The sequence below is a fragment of the Cupriavidus sp. GW823-FHT07A04 genome (assembly GCF_058794615.1).
In genome coordinates this window covers 105,206-120,334 of the sequence record NZ_JBXAHA010000026.1, presented here as the reverse complement: position 1 = coordinate 120,334, position 15,129 = coordinate 105,206, and the positions used below count along the sequence as shown (strand labels likewise).

Here is a 15,129-nt window from a genome sequence, read left to right as displayed (position 1 = left end):
GGGAGCTTGCCGTGCACCAGCAGGTGGGCGATTTCCTCGAATTCGCAGGTCTCGGCGATGTCGAGGATGTCGTAGCCACGGTAGTGCAGGTCGTTGCCGGTACGGCCGACCGTGCACAGCGCGGTATTGCCGGCGGTCACGCCCGACAGGGCGACGGATTTCTTCGGCTTCGGGGCGGCTAGCGGTTGCGCTTCGGACATGGGGGAGTCTCCTTGGGGTTGCTGTGCTCGTGTGCTCGTGTGCTGTTCGGGTGCTGCTGATGTGCTTACTTGGCCTTGCCCTGGGCAAACAGGGCGTCCAGTTTTTGCTCATAGGCGTGATAGCCGATGCTTTCGTACAGCTCGGCGCGCGTCTGCATGGTATCGACCACGTTCTGCTGCGTGCCGTCGCGGCGGATTGCAGCGTACACGTTTTCGGCGGCCTTGTTCATGGCGCGGAAGGCCGACAGCGGGTAGAGGACCATCGACACGCCGGCACTGCCCAGTTCCTCGGTGGTGAACAGCGGCGTAGCGCCAAATTCGGTGATGTTCGCCAGCACCGGCACCTTCACGGCGTCAACGAACTTGCGGTACATGGCCAGGTCGGTCATGGCTTCCGGGAAGATGGCGTCGGCCCCGGCTTCCACGCAGGCCACGGCCCGCTCGATGGCCTTGTCCAGGCCTTCCACGGCCAGCGCGTCGGTGCGGGCCATGATGACGAAGTTCTCGTCGGTACGGGCATCGACGGCCGCCTTGATGCGGTCGACCATTTCTCCCTGCGAGACGATTTCCTTGCCCGGGCGGTGGCCGCAGCGCTTGGCGCCGACCTGGTCTTCGATATGCATCGCGCCCGCGCCGAACTTGATCAGCGACTTGGTGGTGCGCGCCACGTTGAAGGCGGAGGCGCCAAAGCCGGTGTCCACGTCGACCAGCAGCGGCACGTCGCACACGTCGGTGATGCGGCGGATATCTGTCAGCACGTCGTCCAGGTTGGAGATGCCCAGGTCCGGCAGGCCGAGTGAGCCCGCGGCCACGCCGCCGCCAGACAGGTAGATGGCGCGGTAGCCCGCGCGCTTGGCCAGCAGGGCATGGTTGGCATTGATCGTGCCGACGACCTGCAGGGGATGCTCATCGGCCAGGGCCTGGCGGAAACGGGCGCCGGCGGAGCGGGCGAGGTCGGAAGTGGAGAAGGTCATGATCATCGCTTTAGGAGTGGACCGCTGATAAGCGCAAGGGGTGTGCCAGCCTGTTTTTGGCTGCGCGTCGGGCTTTGCGCAGGAGCGCGGGCGTAGGGCGGTGCCCTTGCCAGGCCTGGGCTGGCGGCGATTCCCGAGGCTTCGTGGCCGGCCCCCATGTTGCGTCGCTGATGCGTGATGAATTTCAAAAATGAAAGAACTGCATTTCAATATTGAAATGCAATCCGTGGGGGCGCACAATCTCAAGATTAGCGCCATCCGGCGTATCTGCAGCGTTTTCCGTCTCCATGCAATCCGGCATCCTCCCGCCCATTCCCCCCTCCGGCTCTGCCACGCCGGCCCGCCCGCGGATCTGGGCGATCGGCATCAGCCGCCTGTCCCGGGCCTTTGCCGACCTGATCCCGGCCTACGCCGCGCAGGCCGAGTTCCGCATCGTGGGCAAAGGCTACGCGGCCGCCGCCAGCGCCGTCGCCCGGGAAGCGCGCGAGGGCAGGCTCGATGCCGTGGTGGCGGGCGGCTCCAATGGCGCCTACCTGCGCCAGCACGTCGATGTGCCCGTGGTGCTGGTCAAGGTGACCGGCTTCGATGTCATGAGCGCGCTGGCGACGGCGCGGCGCATCTCGCCGAAGGTGGCGTTGGTGACACACGCCGCCACCTATCCGGAGGTGGACGAATTCGTGCGGTCTTTTTCGCTGTCCATCCCGGCCTACACGTACCTGACCGAGGACGATGCCGCCGCCCGCGTGAAGGCCCTCAAGCAAGAGGGCGTGAAGGTGGTGGTAGGGCCGGGCATGGTGACCGACCTGGCGGACAAGATCGGCCTGATCGGCGTGTTCCTGTACTCAGGCAATTCGGTGCGGGGTGCGCTGGAGGATGTGATCGAAGCGGCTCGCTTGCGCCGCATCGAGTCCGGCCGGCGCGACTACGTCAACACCATCCTGGCTCACCTGAACGAAGGCGTGGCCGCGGTCGACGCGGACGGGCGCATCCAGACCTACAACCCGGCCATGGAGCGTTTTCTCGGCACGGCGCCGGCCGCTGCGCTGGGCCGCAAGCTGCAAGCGCTGGCCCCCGCGCTCTCGCTCGATGGCGTGATGCAAAGCGGCAGCAAGGAGCTCGAAGCCATCCACAAGCTTGGCGACAAGATGGTGGTGGTCAACCGCATCCCCATCGTCACCGAGAGCGGAGCCACCGGCGCGGTGCTGACGCTGCAGGATGCCAATGCCATCCATCGGGTCGACCGCAGCCTGCGCTCGCGCAGCCGCGCGCGCCCGGCTGGCGTGCGCTACAGCCTGGACGACCTCGCTGGCGCATCCCCGGCCATGCATCACCTGCGCGAACTGGCGCGGCGCTATGCGGCGGTGGATTCCACCGTGCTGGTGGGCGGTGAAAGCGGCACCGGCAAGGAGGTGCTGGCCCAGGGCATGCACGACGCCAGCCCGCGCCGCGTATTTCCGTTCGTGGCGGTCAATTGCGCGGCGTTCCCCGAGACCCTGCTGGAAAGCGAGCTGTTCGGCTACGAAGAGGGCGCCTTTACCGGCGCACGCCGCGGCGGCAAGGCGGGCTTGTTCGAGTCCGCCCACAATGGCACGCTGTTCCTGGACGAGGTGGGCGATATGCCGCCCGCGCTGCAGACCCGTTTGCTGCGCGTGCTGCAGGAAAAGCAGGTACTGCCGATCGGCGGCCTGGATGCCGTGCCGGTTAACGTGCGGGTGATCGCCGCCACGCACCGCAACCTGGGCGAACTGGTCCGGCAGGGCAGCTTCCGCCAGGATCTCTATTACCGCCTCAATATCCTGCGCATCGAGATGCCGCCGCTGCGCGAGCGCGCCGGCGACTTGCCCGAGCTGGCGGAACTGCTGTACCGCCGTGCCCAGGAACGCCTGGGGCAGCCGGCGCCACAGCCGCTGCCGCAAGCGGTGCGGGCGAGGCTGGCGGGCTATGCCTGGCCGGGCAATATCCGCGAACTGGAAAACGTGACCGAACGCATTGCCGTGCTGGTGGCGGGGCGCAAGCTGGCACCCCGGGATTTGCTCGCGGAATTGCAGGCGGCGGCGCCGGAGTTATTTGGCACGGAGCCGCAGGGCGATCCTGCGCCGCTGGCTAGCGGCTTGCGCAGCGCGGGAGGTACGGGAGGTGACGATTCGACTGAGGCCGGCTCGCTCGCGGGCGTGGCACGCGTCAGTCAGGCCGAGCATATCCGGCGCGTGCTGGCGCAATGCGGGGGCAACCGCGCCGCCGCCTGTCATCAGTTGGGCATCAGCGCCACGACCCTGTGGCGGCGCCTGAAAGAGGCGCCGTAGCCGTGTCACGGCTGCGCCGCGTGCCGTGACACGACGGGCTGCGGCGTCAGCCCCTTGGCCGCCAGCCAGTCCGCATTGAACAGGCGCCCGGCATACAGGTCGCCGCGGTCGCACAGCAGGGTAACGATGGTGTGGCCCGGCCCCATCTCGCGGGCCAGCCAGGCCGCCGCCGCCACGTTGATGCCGGACGAACCACCCACCCATAAGCCTTCCTCGCGCAGCAGCCGGTAAACCATGTCGACGCAAGCCTGGTCGTCGATCCGGACCGCATCGTCGATCGGGGTGTCCGCCAGGTTGGCCGTGACGCGGCTGGAGCCGATCCCCTCGGTGATGGAGTTGCCCTTGGCCTTGACCTCGCGGTGCTTGACGAAGTCATACAGCCCGCTGCCGTGCGGATCGGCCAGCACGATGCGCACGGGCGGGTTGCGCTCCTTCTCCTTCAGGAAACGCGCGACGCCGGCCAGCGTGCCGCCAGTGCCGGTGGCACAGACAAAGGCATCAACCTTGCCGGCGGTGTCGTGCCAGATTTCCGGACCAGTGGTTTCGTAGTGCGCCTGGCGGTTGGCCAGGTTGTCGAACTGGTTCGCCCAGATGGCGTTTTCCGTCTCCTGGGCCAGGCGTCCGGCCACCCTCTGGTAGTTGTTGGGGTCGGCGTAGGGCGCTGCGGGCACCGGGTGCACCTCGGCGCCGAGCAGCCGCAGGCGGTCCATTTTTTCCGGGGATTGGGTGTCGGGGATCACCACGATGCAGCGGTAGCCGCGCGCGGCGCAGAGATGCGCCAGGCCGATGCCGGTATTGCCGGCGGTGCCTTCCACCACGGTTCCGCCGGGCTTGAGCGCGCCGCGCCGCTCGGCGTCGCGGATGATGTAGAGCGCCGCCCGGTCCTTGACCGAGCCGCCCGGATTCAGGAACTCAGCCTTGCCGAGGATTTCGCAGCCGGTCTCCTCGCTCAAGCCTGCCAGCCGGATCAGCGGTGTATGGCCGATGGTGCCGACGAACCCATCCTTGACGTCCATGATGCACTCCGGGTGTTGCGCTCCGGATGTGTTGGAGCGTCACTCAAAGTGATAGATCGGCGTTGGGGGAATGACAAGGCGTGCCGGGAAACCCGCATCGCGGACGGGTTCGGCTTCAGCTGGAAAAGCGGGCTTTGCGCTACTTTGGGATGGCGGCACCAGGGTGGCCGTCAGGCAGCGTTCAGCCACCGGAAATTGATGTCGCCCTCAAGAAATTCCTGTCGGGTGGCGTGAAAGTCACGCACATATTCGCTGTTGAGGTGCGATTCCAGCGCATGCCTGGAATTCCACTCCATATAGAGCACAAACACCTCGGCATCCTCGGCGTCTTCTCCCACGTGGTAGCGCAGGCAGCCGGGTTCCATGGCGCCGCGCAGGCGCAGTGCGGCCAGCTTGGCAACCAGGACCTCACGGCGGTGAGCCTTGGCGCGCGCAATTCCGACAAGCGTGTACGTTGTGGACATGGTGTGAACGGCAAGCGTGTGGCGCGCCATTGTAGCCGTGTGGCGGGGCCCTGGGCGGAATGTCCGAGGGCATTGGCCGGATAATTTAGACGGGTTGACAAGTCCCCGCCTGGGCGATAGCGGTGTGGCCAGCGGTCCCTGCAGGGGCCGGCTGGCAATCCATCGCCCCGCTAGTCCTGCCGTGCCTGCCGTGTGATGACCTGCCCGTTGCGCGCGCCGCTGTGCGCGCCGTGCTGCCAGGTAATGGCGCCGTTGACGATCACGGTGTCGATGCCTTCGGCCGGGCGGGTGGGGGTTTCGTAGCTGGCGGCATCGCGCACGTTCTCGGCATTGAAGACGACGATATCGGCATGGTGGCCCACCTCCAGCGTGCCGCGTTGATGCAGGCCGAAGTTGCGCGCCGTCAGCCCGGTCATCTTCCAGACCGCCGTTTCGAGCGGGAACAGCCCGATCTCGCGGCAATAGTGGCCGAGTACGCGTGGGAAGGTGCCCCACAGGCGCGGATGCGGGCTTGCGCCAACGGGAATGCCGTCGGAGCCGATCATGGTGTCGTTGAAGGCGAGGATGCGCTGGACGTCGTTTTCGTCCATCAGGAAGTAGACCGCGCTGCCGGGCTGCAGGCGGCGCGCCGCCTCGTCCTTGGCCACGCCCCATTCCCTGGCGATGTCGTCGAGATCGCGGCCCGCGCATTCGGGGTGCGGCTGGCTGGCGGAGATCAGCACGCGGCCTTCGAGCATGCCGCGGTCGGTGCGGATCATGGTGGAGCCGGCCGTGTACGGGTAGCAGTCGAGCGAGACGCACTGGTGCTTCATGGTTTCACGGATGAATGGCAGCGTGACCTGGCTCCTGCCGAAGTTCGCCGTGTTCTGCACCTTGTGGTGCGACACCACCACCGGCACGTCGAGCTCGCGGCCAATGCGGAAGGTCTCTTCCAGTGACTGCATGACATGGTCGGACTCGTCGCGCATATGCGTCACGTACAGCGCCTTGCGCGCGCTGAGTGGCCGGCAGACCTCGATGATTTCCTCGGTCGTTGCCTTGGCGGCGGGCGGGTAGAAGGTGCCGGTCGACAGGCCGATCGCGCCGGCCTGCATAGCCTCCTCGACCAGCGCCTGCATGGCGGCGATCTCTTCGGCGTTCGCTGGCCGGTCCAGCGCCGGCATGGTGACTGCGCGCAAGGTCGAATGCCCGACCATCGCCGCCACGTTGACGGAGCTTGGCGTGGCGCGCAGCGCATCGAGGTAAGCCGCGAAGGTGGTGAAGCGCCCCTCGGCCGGCGAGTCGATCAGGCTCAGCGGCATGGGCAGGTCCATGTCCGCGCGCAACGGGGCGGCGCTGATGCCGCAGTTGCCGGCGATCACGGTGGTGACGCCCTGCGAGACCTTGAAGGGCATGGTGGCCTGCGACAGCACGGCCTGGTCGTCATGCGTGTGCGCATCGATGAAGCCGGGGGAGACGATCTGGCCCGCCGCGTCCAGCGTGCGGTCGGCCGTGTGCCCGGTCAGGTTGCCGATCGCCGCGATGCGGCCGCCGCGCACGCCGATATCGGCGGCAAAGCGGAGGGCCTTGCTGCCGTCGATCACGGTGCCGCCAGAGATCAGCAGGTCGTAGTGCGTGGAATCAGGGTTGGACATCGGGTTCCTTTTTTTGGTTTGCAGCGAGTCGGTCAGCGGGGCAGCGGGTCAGCGGAAGTGGCAGGCTACCTGATGCCCACCGCCGGCGGAGGGCCGTTCGGTGAGGGCGGGTGACTGTTCCTTGCATACGGCTTGCGCCAGCGGGCAGCGCGTGTGAAAGCGGCAGCCCGACGGCGGGTTGGCCGGGCTCGGCGGGTCGCCTTGCAGCAGCAGGCGCCGGGCCGGCGTGCGCGGATTGGGCACTGGCACCGCGGACAGCAGGATCTCCGTGTACGGGTGGCGCGGCGCGCTGAACAAGGTGTCGCGGTCGGCTAGCTCCACGATCTGGCCGAGGTACATCACAGCGACCCGGTGGCTGATATGGCGCACCACGGCAAGATCGTGCGCGACGAACAGGTAGGCGATGCCGAGTTCGGCCTGCAGGTCCATCAGCAGGTTGACCACCTGCGCCTGCACCGAGACGTCGAGCGCCGACACCGGCTCGTCGCAAACGATCAGCTTGGGGTTAAGCGCGAGCGCGCGCGCGATGCCCAGCCGCTGCCGCTGGCCGCCCGAGAATTCGTGCGGGAATTTCTTGGCCGCCTCCGGGCGCAGCCCGACCTTGCTGAACAGCCACTGCACGCGTTCGCTGCGCTCGGCACGCGAATGCATGCCGAAATTGCGCAGCGGCTCGCTGACGATCTCGCCAGCCGTCAGGCGCGGGCTTAGCGAAGCGTAGGGGTCCTGGAAGATGATCTGCAGATCCCGCCGGCGCAGGCGCATGGCGTTTGCCGACAGGCCCAGCAGCTCCTCGCCATCGAGCTGCACCGAGCCGGAGGTGGGCTCGACCAGGCGCAGCACCGACTTGGCGGTGGTGGTCTTGCCGCAGCCGGATTCGCCGACCAGCGAGAGCGTCTCGCCGCGCTCGACGGTGAAGGACACGCCGTCCACCGCCTGGATGGGCGGCTTGCGCGGTGCCAGCCAGCGCTGCGGCGCGAGGTAGTGCTTCTTGAGCCGGTCGACCTTGAGCAGGGGTAAAGGCGAGGCAGTGGGGGTGCTCATGCAATGGCTTCCTGGGCTGGCTGGTTGTATTCGATGCGGCCTTCCTCGATCGCGAAGCAGGCCACCGCATGCTCTGTGCCGTGGCGCGTGAGCTGCGGGATCTCTCGCGCGCAGCGCGTGTCGGCATGCGGGCAGCGCGCCGCGAACGCGCAGCCGCGGCGTGCTTCCTGCGGCGATGGCACCAGCCCGGGGATTTCGGCCAGGCGCTGGCTGCTGGTATTCATCGAAGGCATCGAGGCCATCAGCGCGCGGGTGTAGGGGTGCAGCGGGCGGTCAAACAGGTCGATGACGCTGGCTTCCTCGACCTTGCGCCCGGCGTACATCACGATCACGCGGTCGCAGCATTCCGCCACCACGCCGAGGTCGTGCGTGATCATCACCACTCCCATGCCCAGCTCTTTCTGCAGGCGGCGGATCAGGTCCAGGATCTGGGCCTGGATGGTCACGTCGAGCGCGGTGGTGGGCTCGTCGGCGATCAGCACTTCGGGGTTGCAGGCCAGGGCCAGCGCGATCATCACGCGCTGGCGCATGCCGCCGGAGAGCTGGTGCGGGTATTCGTTGACGCGGCGCTCGGGCTCGGGGATCTGCACCAGCCGCAGCATTTCCACCGCGCGCTTCAGCGCATCGGCACGGCTTGCACCTTGGTGCAGCTGCACCGTCTCGGCAATCTGCCGGCCGATCGTGAGCACCGGGTTCAGCGAGGTCATCGGCTCCTGGAAGATCATCGAGACGCGGTTGCCGCGGATGCGGCGCATCTCGCGCTCGCTGAGTTGCAGCAGGTCGGTGCCGCGCAGCCGCACGGCGCCGCGGATACGTGCCGGCGGCGTGGGCAGCAGCCGCATGACCGACAGCGCGGTCACGCTCTTGCCGCAGCCGGACTCGCCGACCACGCCAAGCGTCTGGCCGGCGCGCACGGTGTACGAGACGCCGTTGACCGAGCGGGCCGGGCCGGTGAGCGTGTCGAAATGGGTGTGGAGGTCGTCCACCTCGAGCAGCGGCTCGCCGGTGGCCAGGGCAACGCGGGACATTGTCGTCATTGGTGAGCGCCCTTTCAGAGTTGCCGCGCCAGGCGCGGATCGAGCGCGTCTCGCAAGCCGTCGCCCAGCAGGTTGATCGCCAGCACCGTCGCGGCCAGCAGGATGCCGGGGTAAAGGATGATATGGAACGCCACCGCCACGAAGTTGCGGCCCTCGGCCATCATGTTGCCCCAGCTCGGTGTCTGCCCGGGCACGCCGACGCCGAGAAAGGACAGGGCCGCTTCCGTCAGCACGGCGGCGGCGGCCACGAAGGTGGCCTGCACGATCAGCGGCGCCACCATATTGGGCACCACATGGCGCGCCAGGATCACCGGCAGGCGGGTGCCCACCGCATGCGCCGCCTCGACGTAGAGCTGCTCGCGCAGCGTGAGCGCCAGCGAGCGCACCAGCCGCACCACGCGCGGGACCTCGGGGATGGTGATGGCGACGATCACGGCCGTGAGGCTGGCCTGCGTGACGGCCATCAGCGCGATCGCCAGCAAGATGCCGGGGATGGCCATCAAGCCGTCCATCACGCGCATCACGAAGGAATCGGCCCAGCGCACGAAGCCCGCGGTGAGGCCGAGCAGCACGCCAAAGACGGTCGCAAGCAGGCCGACGGAAAGGCCGACGACCATCGAGACGCGCCCGCCCCAGACCGCGCGGCTGAACACATCGCGGCCGAGCGCGTCGGTGCCGAACCAGTGCTCGGCCGAAGGCGGCTGCATGCGCGCTAGCGGATCGATATCCTGGGGATCGAAGGTGGCGATCCAGGGCGCGCCGATGGAGAGCGCGGCAATCGCGGCCAGCAACAGCGCGCCGACGATCAGCGTGGGGTGCTTGCGCGCCCAGTGCCAGCGCGGCAGCACGAAGGGGGTGTCCTGCGGCATCGCCGGGCTGGGGGCGGCGCCATCGGTCACGGGCAGGGAGGTGGACATGGTGGCAGGTCTCGCGGCAAGGATGGGATTGGTACCGGATGTCAGTACTTGATACGCGGATCGAACAGGCGGTAGCTCAGGTCGATCATCAGGTTGATCAGCACGTAGACGCCGGCCGAGATCAGCAGCACGCTCTGGATCACCGGATAATCGTGGCGCTGCACCGAGTCGACCACCAGGCGGCCGACGCCGGGAATCGCGAACACCGTCTCGGTGACGACCACGCCGCCGATCAGCAGCGCGATGCCCATGCCGATGGTGGTGGCGATCGGGATTGCCGCGTTGCGCAGCGCATGGCCGAGCACGGGCAGCACGCCCAGGCCTTTGGCACGCGCTGTGCGGATGTAGTCCTCGTGCAGCACCTCAAGCACGGTGGCGCGCGTCATGCGCGTTACCAGCGCGATATAGACCAGCGCCAGGTTGACGCAGGGCAGGACCAGGCTGCGCAGCCATTCGCCGATGCCGTCGGCCAAGCGCGCATAACCCTGCACCGGAAACCACGGCAGTTGGATGGCGAAGGCGTAGACCAGCAGGTAGCCCACCAGGAACACCGGCAGCGAGAACGCCAGCACCGCGAACAGCATCACCAGCCGGTCGATCCAGCTGCCGGCGCGGTAGGCCGCAAGCGTGCCCAGCGGCACCGCGACCAGCAAGGTCAGCAGCATGGTCAGCGCGGCGATGGAGGCCGTGGGTTCCAGCCGCTGCGCCAGCAACCGGGCCACCGGCACCTGGGTGAAGATCGAGGTGCCGAGATCGCCGGTGGCGAGCCGGCCGAGCCACAGCACGAACTGCCGCCACAGCGGCAGGTCCAGGCCCAGCGCGCCACGCAGTCTGGCGATGTCGTCGACCGTGGCAAGGTCGCCCGCGATCAGTGCAGCCGGGTCGCCCGGCGACAAGTGGATCAGCAGGAATACCACGGTGGCGACCACTGCCATCACGGGTAGCGTCGCGGCCAGGCGTCGGAGCAGGTAGCCCATCGTTGTGTCTCCTCGGTGGGTCGTTCTTCGTTTTTCGTTCGTCGTTCGTCGTTCGTCGTTTCTACTTGTCGAGCATCCAGACCGTGGGCATGCCGGCCCACAGCTTGTCGACGCCCTTGAGGCTGGCGCGCGCCGCGAAGGCCGCCGAGTACTGGCCGGCGTTCACATAGGGCACGGCCTCATAGGCGCGCTTCTGGAAGGCATCGAGCAATTCCTTGCGCTTGGCCGGCACGGTCTCGCGGATCCAGGCGGTGCGTAGCGCATCGAGCGGCTTGTCGCAGGGCCAGCCCGGTAGGCTGTTGCCGCAGGCGGCACTGAGGTAGGCGTTGGTGATCGGCGAATTCGAATCGAACTCGCCCGCCACCGTCACGTACATGCTCCAGCCACCGGCCTCGGGCGCATCGCGCTTGGCGCGGCGCGCCCCGATGGATGCCCAGTCCATGTTCTGCATGTCCACGTTCATGCCCATGCTGCGCATGGTCTGCGCTGCCATCAGGGCCTCGGCGTTGAGCTGGGGCACGTCGGTCGGCACCAGCACCACCACCTTCTCGCCCTTGTAGCCGGCCGCGCCGAGCAACTGCTTGGCGCGCGCCAGGTCGGCCTTGCGGTACGGCTCGGCGCCGGCCGTCGTATCGTTGGGGCCGCCGCAGATGAAATAGGTGGCGCAGTAGTTCATGCGCATATCGAGTGGATAGCCCATGGCCGCTGTGAAGCGCTCCTGGCTCACCGCCTGCAGGAAGGCCTGGCGGACCTTCGGGTTATTGAAGGGCGGATGGAGCTGGTTCATCACCAGCACACCCTGGTAGGCGCCGCCCGAGCCGATCTTGACGCTGGTGTCGGCACGCAGCGGGGCGATGTAGTCCGGCGGCACCTGCTCCACCAGGTCGACCTCGCCGCGCTTGAGCGCCGCGATGGCGCTGTTGGCATCCGGCAGGTAGAGCCATTCCACGCGGTCAAACTGGCTCTTCTTGCTGCCGGCGAGACCGCTTGCCGGTTCGCTGCGCGCGACGTAGTTCGGGTTGCGCACGAAGACCGCCTTGTTGCCCGGTACCCATTCGTCGCGCTTGAAGACGAAGGGGCCGGAGCCCATCACCTCGGGCAGCGGCGCGGTGGCGGGCATCCTGGCCAGGCGCTCCGGCAGGATCACCGGCGGAAAGCCCGATGGCTTGGCCAGCGCATCGAGCACCATGCCAAAGGGCTCCTTGAGCGTGAGCGTGAAACTGCGCGCGTCGAGCGCCTTCCATTCGGCGCCAGCGTCACCCATGGCGCGGCCCAGGCTGTCGCGCGCGCCCCAGCGCTGCAGCGATGCGACGGCGTCGGCCGCGGTGACCGCGCTGCCATCCGAGAACTTGAGGCCGGGGCGCAGGGTGAAGCTCCACTGCTTGCCATCCTTGGAACTGCTGTACTTCTCCACCATCTGCGGTTGCGGCTTGCCGCTCGCGTCCTGCGCGAACAACGTGTCGTAAACCATGTAGCCGAAGTTGCGCGTGATGTAGGCGGTGGTGAAGGTCGGGTCGAGGATCTTCAGGTCGGCATGGGCCACGACCTTGAGCGTCTTGGTCTGCGCCAGCACGGGAAGGCTGACGCTGGCCAGGGCGAGCGCGCTCGCCGCGAGAGCGGTGCGCAGGGTGGGATTCGGTTTCATGGGCGTGTCTCCGTTCTTGTTGTCGTTGTTGTCGTTGTTATGGTTGTAGCCGTTGCTAACCGGCGCGCGGCGCTCAGGCCGCCGCCGCGTCGAGCGGCCACTTGGGCCGGCGCACCTTGCGGTAGGGCAGGGTCGTGAGGTCGAGCGTCACGGCGCCGGGGGCGCCCGCGTAGATCACGTGCCTGGCCACCTTCGAGAACGAGGCGTAAAAATGCTGCGAGGACTTCACCACGATGATCTTCTTGCGCGCGAGGTCGCAGCCCAGTTGCGTGAACAGATCCGTGCCCATCGCCTGGTTGCGCAGGGTGATCAGCACGATGTCGATGCCGTTGGCTTCCACCAGCGCGCAATCGCCCATCTGCACCGGCGTGTTCGACAGGCCGGTCATCACCATGTTGGGCAGCAAGGCCTTGATCGTGCAGTCCAGGTCCAGCGGATCCCCCGAGAGCGGGCTGATCTTGCCGCCGATGCGCATCGCCAGGCGCGCGCCCACACCCGCGTCAAAGGCGATGCGCACCGCGATCGGGTCCCACAGCGGGCCGACGGCGGCGTTGGCGATGCCGCGCTCGATCATGCGGCGCAGGATAAAGGTGGAGTCGCTCGCCGCGCCGCCCCCGGGATTGTCGGCGCCGTCTGCCAGCACCACCGGGCCGCCGTCGAAGGCCAGGGCCTCGTCGAGCGAGGTGTCGATGTCCGGATAGCGCACCGTGAGCGCCTCGCGCATGCCGATCAGCTCGTCGGCCAGCCGGCGGGCCAGCGCATCGGCCTGGGCCTGGTTGCCATCGGTGTAGACCAGCACCTTGGTGCCCATGCCGGGCACGTCTCCCCACGAGAAGCCGTGGGCGATGGAGACCGACAGCACGCCGTCGCGGCCTTCCAGCGACTGGATGCGGTCCACGAAGCCGCGCGCCGGCTCGCGCGAGGTATGAACGGTAACGATCATCTCGCAGTCGACCACGGCAGCCACGGGGCGGACCTTGCCTTGCACCTTGGCCGCGCACAGGTCGACCAGTTCCAGGGCGCGCTCCAGCACGTCGGTGTGCGGGTATTCCTTGAAGGCGACGAGCACGTCGGCGTGCTCCACCATCTCCGGCGTCAGGTGGCTGTGCGGATCGAGTTCCGCGCCGATCACCACCTGCGGCCCGACGATGGCGCGCACGCGCTGTAGCAAGTCGCCTTCGCAGTCGTCGTAGCCATCGGCCACCATCGCGCCGTGCAGGCCTAGCAGCACCATGTCCACGGGCAGCGCCGCGCGCAGGTCGGCCAGCAGTTCCTCGCGCAGGGTTTCGTAGGCATGGCGCGTGGTCGTGCCGCTGGGCTGCGCGCCGGCTACCATGCCTTCGGACAACTGCCAGCCGCGCTCCTTGCCGCGCAGCCGGGCGGCCCACAGCGGGCCGGAGAAGAACGTCATCTGCTCGGGATGCTGGCCAGCCGGGAAGTAGCCGCGGTCCCTGAAGGACGCGAGGCCTGTCGGCATCGGCCCGAAGGTGTTGGTTTCGGTGGCGAGGGAGGCACTGAATACACGCACGGTGGTGAACTCCTGGTCAATTTGGCGATTGGCGATTTGGGGGGGGACGCGATTCAGGTCGGGCCAGCGAGGCGGCGCAGCCGCGCGGGCCCTAGCATCTCGGCGGTCAGGCCGAACGATGCGGGATGCGCGGGCACGGGCAAGCCGCGCGCAAGCGCGGCGCAGGTGTCGCCCATGGCGGCCGAAGTCTGGATGCCATAGCCGCCCTGGCCAGCGACCCAGAAGAAGCCGGGGGCCGCGTCGTCAAAGCCGCCGACCAGGTCGCCGTCGGCGACGAAGGAGCGCAGCCCGGCCCAGGTGCGGGTGGGGCGGCGGATCGACAGCGATGTGGCTTCCTCGATGCGGTGGATGGCGAGCGCGATATCCATTTCCTCGGGCTGGATGTCTTGCGGCTCGACCGGATCGGCATTGGCCGGCGAGCCCAGCAACATGCCGGCATCGGGCTTGAAGTACCAGTCCTCGCCGGCGCCGAAGACCATGGGCCAGTGGTCCGTATCCATGTCCGCGGGCGGCGCGAAGATGAACGCGGAGCGGCGGCGGGGCTCGATTCCCAGCGGCTGCACGCCGGCCAGTCGCGCAATGGCGTCGACCCAGGCGCCGGCGGCGTTGAGCAGCACGGGCGCTTCGTATACAGCCCCGCCCGCTTCCACGCGCCAGTGGTCCCGCACGCGCGCAATGGCGCTGGCTTCGGCATCGCACACCAGCTTGCCGCCGGCCTGGCGCATGCCGCGCAGATAGCCTTGGTGGATGGCATGCACATCCATGTCCGCGGCGTTGGGCTCATACACGGCGCCCAGCACCTGTTCTGGCCGCAGCGCCGGCACGCGCTCGCGTGCTTGCTCGGCGCTCAGGCGGCGCGCATCGGGGTCCATGGCGCGCAGCACCTCCCAGTGCGCTTCGAGCAGCGGCAATTGTCCCGGGCCGGCGATCATGAGCGCGCCGCGCGGGGTGAGCAGCGGATGCGAGGCAAAGCCCGGCGGCGGGTCCTGCAGGAAAGCGCGGCTTGCCATGGTCAGCGCGCGTACCTGCTGGGTGCCATAGCTCTCCATGAAAAGTGCCGCCGAACGGCCGGTCGAGTGGTAGCCAGGCTGGGCTTCGCGCTCGAGCACGATGACGCGGCCATGCGGCGCGAGCCAGTGCGCGACGGACGCGCCGGCAATGCCACCCCCGATGACGAGGTAGTCGGCTGAGATCGGCGAAGCAGCGTGAGTTGTGCGCATGATGGTGGTGGGGCTGAGCGCGCTCGTGGGGCGCTGGTGCTTTGGAATGCGAGTGAGTGTATTCAAGAATTTGCGAATATGCAAATTGCGGATACGCAAATTTTGCACTAAAGTGAGCGGCATGGGATGTACCCGGCTGCGCCGTCTGATAGCATCCGCTCCAACGGAAAAAA

The 15,129-nt window shown here is 67.8% G+C and carries 13 protein-coding genes; 1 reads left to right on the top strand and 12 read right to left on the bottom strand.

The annotated features are described in order from the left end of the window. Both AC1Q7Q_RS35050 and prpB read right to left on the bottom strand, forming a co-directional pair. Nucleotides 1–200, bottom strand: a 200-nt coding sequence (locus tag AC1Q7Q_RS35050; protein WP_492374546.1) for a citrate/2-methylcitrate synthase, incomplete at its 3' end; no start/stop codon positions are given. 65 nt (nt 201–265) lie between these two features. Beyond that, complete coding sequence (gene prpB, locus AC1Q7Q_RS35045; RefSeq protein WP_006163986.1) at nt 266–1,174, bottom strand: methylisocitrate lyase; 909 nt, start codon at nt 1,172–1,174, stop codon at nt 266–268. Between the two features lie 287 nt (nt 1,175–1,461). On the opposite strand from prpB, the gene prpR reads away from it, so the two are divergent. Further along, nucleotides 1,462–3,477 (top strand): propionate catabolism operon regulatory protein PrpR, encoded by a 2,016-nt coding sequence (gene prpR / locus AC1Q7Q_RS35040; protein WP_492374547.1) that lies wholly within the window; start codon nt 1,462–1,464, stop codon nt 3,475–3,477. A 5-nt stretch (nt 3,478–3,482) separates the two neighbouring features. On the opposite strand, the gene AC1Q7Q_RS35035 is transcribed toward prpR, so the two are convergent. The 10 genes from AC1Q7Q_RS35035 to AC1Q7Q_RS34990 all read right to left on the bottom strand — a co-directional run bounded on the left by AC1Q7Q_RS35035 (nt 3,483) and on the right by AC1Q7Q_RS34990 (nt 14,956). Beyond that, nucleotides 3,483–4,493, bottom strand: a complete 1,011-nt coding sequence (locus tag AC1Q7Q_RS35035; RefSeq protein ID WP_477133949.1) for a cysteine synthase A — start codon at nt 4,491–4,493, stop codon at nt 3,483–3,485. Nucleotides 4,494–4,663: 170 nt separating this feature from the next. Then, on the bottom strand, nt 4,664–4,987 hold the full coding sequence (locus tag AC1Q7Q_RS35030; RefSeq protein WP_253931705.1) for a putative quinol monooxygenase: 324 nt from the start codon (nt 4,985–4,987) through the stop codon (nt 4,664–4,666). A 140-nt stretch (nt 4,988–5,127) separates the two neighbouring features. Next, the gene (locus AC1Q7Q_RS35025) at nt 5,128–6,591 is read right to left on the bottom strand and encodes an N-acyl-D-amino-acid deacylase family protein (protein ID WP_492374548.1); all 1,464 of its coding nucleotides are present in this window, start codon (nt 6,589–6,591) and stop codon (nt 5,128–5,130) included. Nucleotides 6,592–6,639: 48 nt separating this feature from the next. After that, nucleotides 6,640–7,632: an ABC transporter ATP-binding protein gene (locus AC1Q7Q_RS35020; protein WP_492374549.1), complete on the bottom strand. Its 993-nt coding sequence runs from the start codon at nt 7,630–7,632 to the stop codon at nt 6,640–6,642. Continuing rightward, on the bottom strand, nt 7,629–8,669 hold the full coding sequence (locus AC1Q7Q_RS35015) for an ABC transporter ATP-binding protein (RefSeq protein ID WP_492374550.1): 1,041 nt from the start codon (nt 8,667–8,669) through the stop codon (nt 7,629–7,631). The genes AC1Q7Q_RS35020 and AC1Q7Q_RS35015 overlap by 4 nt, the downstream gene beginning before the upstream one ends. Before the next feature lie 14 nt (nt 8,670–8,683). Next, on the bottom strand, nt 8,684–9,586 hold the full coding sequence (locus AC1Q7Q_RS35010; RefSeq protein WP_492374551.1) for an ABC transporter permease: 903 nt from the start codon (nt 9,584–9,586) through the stop codon (nt 8,684–8,686). A gap of 41 nt (nt 9,587–9,627) precedes the next feature. Then, the gene (locus tag AC1Q7Q_RS35005) at nt 9,628–10,563 is read right to left on the bottom strand and encodes an ABC transporter permease (protein ID WP_492374552.1); all 936 of its coding nucleotides are present in this window, start codon (nt 10,561–10,563) and stop codon (nt 9,628–9,630) included. Nucleotides 10,564–10,624: 61 nt separating this feature from the next. Continuing rightward, on the bottom strand, nt 10,625–12,208 hold the full coding sequence (locus AC1Q7Q_RS35000; protein WP_492374553.1) for an ABC transporter substrate-binding protein: 1,584 nt from the start codon (nt 12,206–12,208) through the stop codon (nt 10,625–10,627). 73 nt (nt 12,209–12,281) lie between these two features. Further along, complete coding sequence (locus tag AC1Q7Q_RS34995) at nt 12,282–13,736, bottom strand: M81 family metallopeptidase (RefSeq protein ID WP_492374554.1); 1,455 nt, start codon at nt 13,734–13,736, stop codon at nt 12,282–12,284. A 53-nt stretch (nt 13,737–13,789) separates the two neighbouring features. Further along, entirely contained in the window at nt 13,790–14,956 is a 1,167-nt protein-coding gene (locus tag AC1Q7Q_RS34990; protein WP_492374579.1) for an NAD(P)/FAD-dependent oxidoreductase, read from the bottom strand. Nucleotides 14,957–15,129 lie beyond the last annotated feature (173 nt).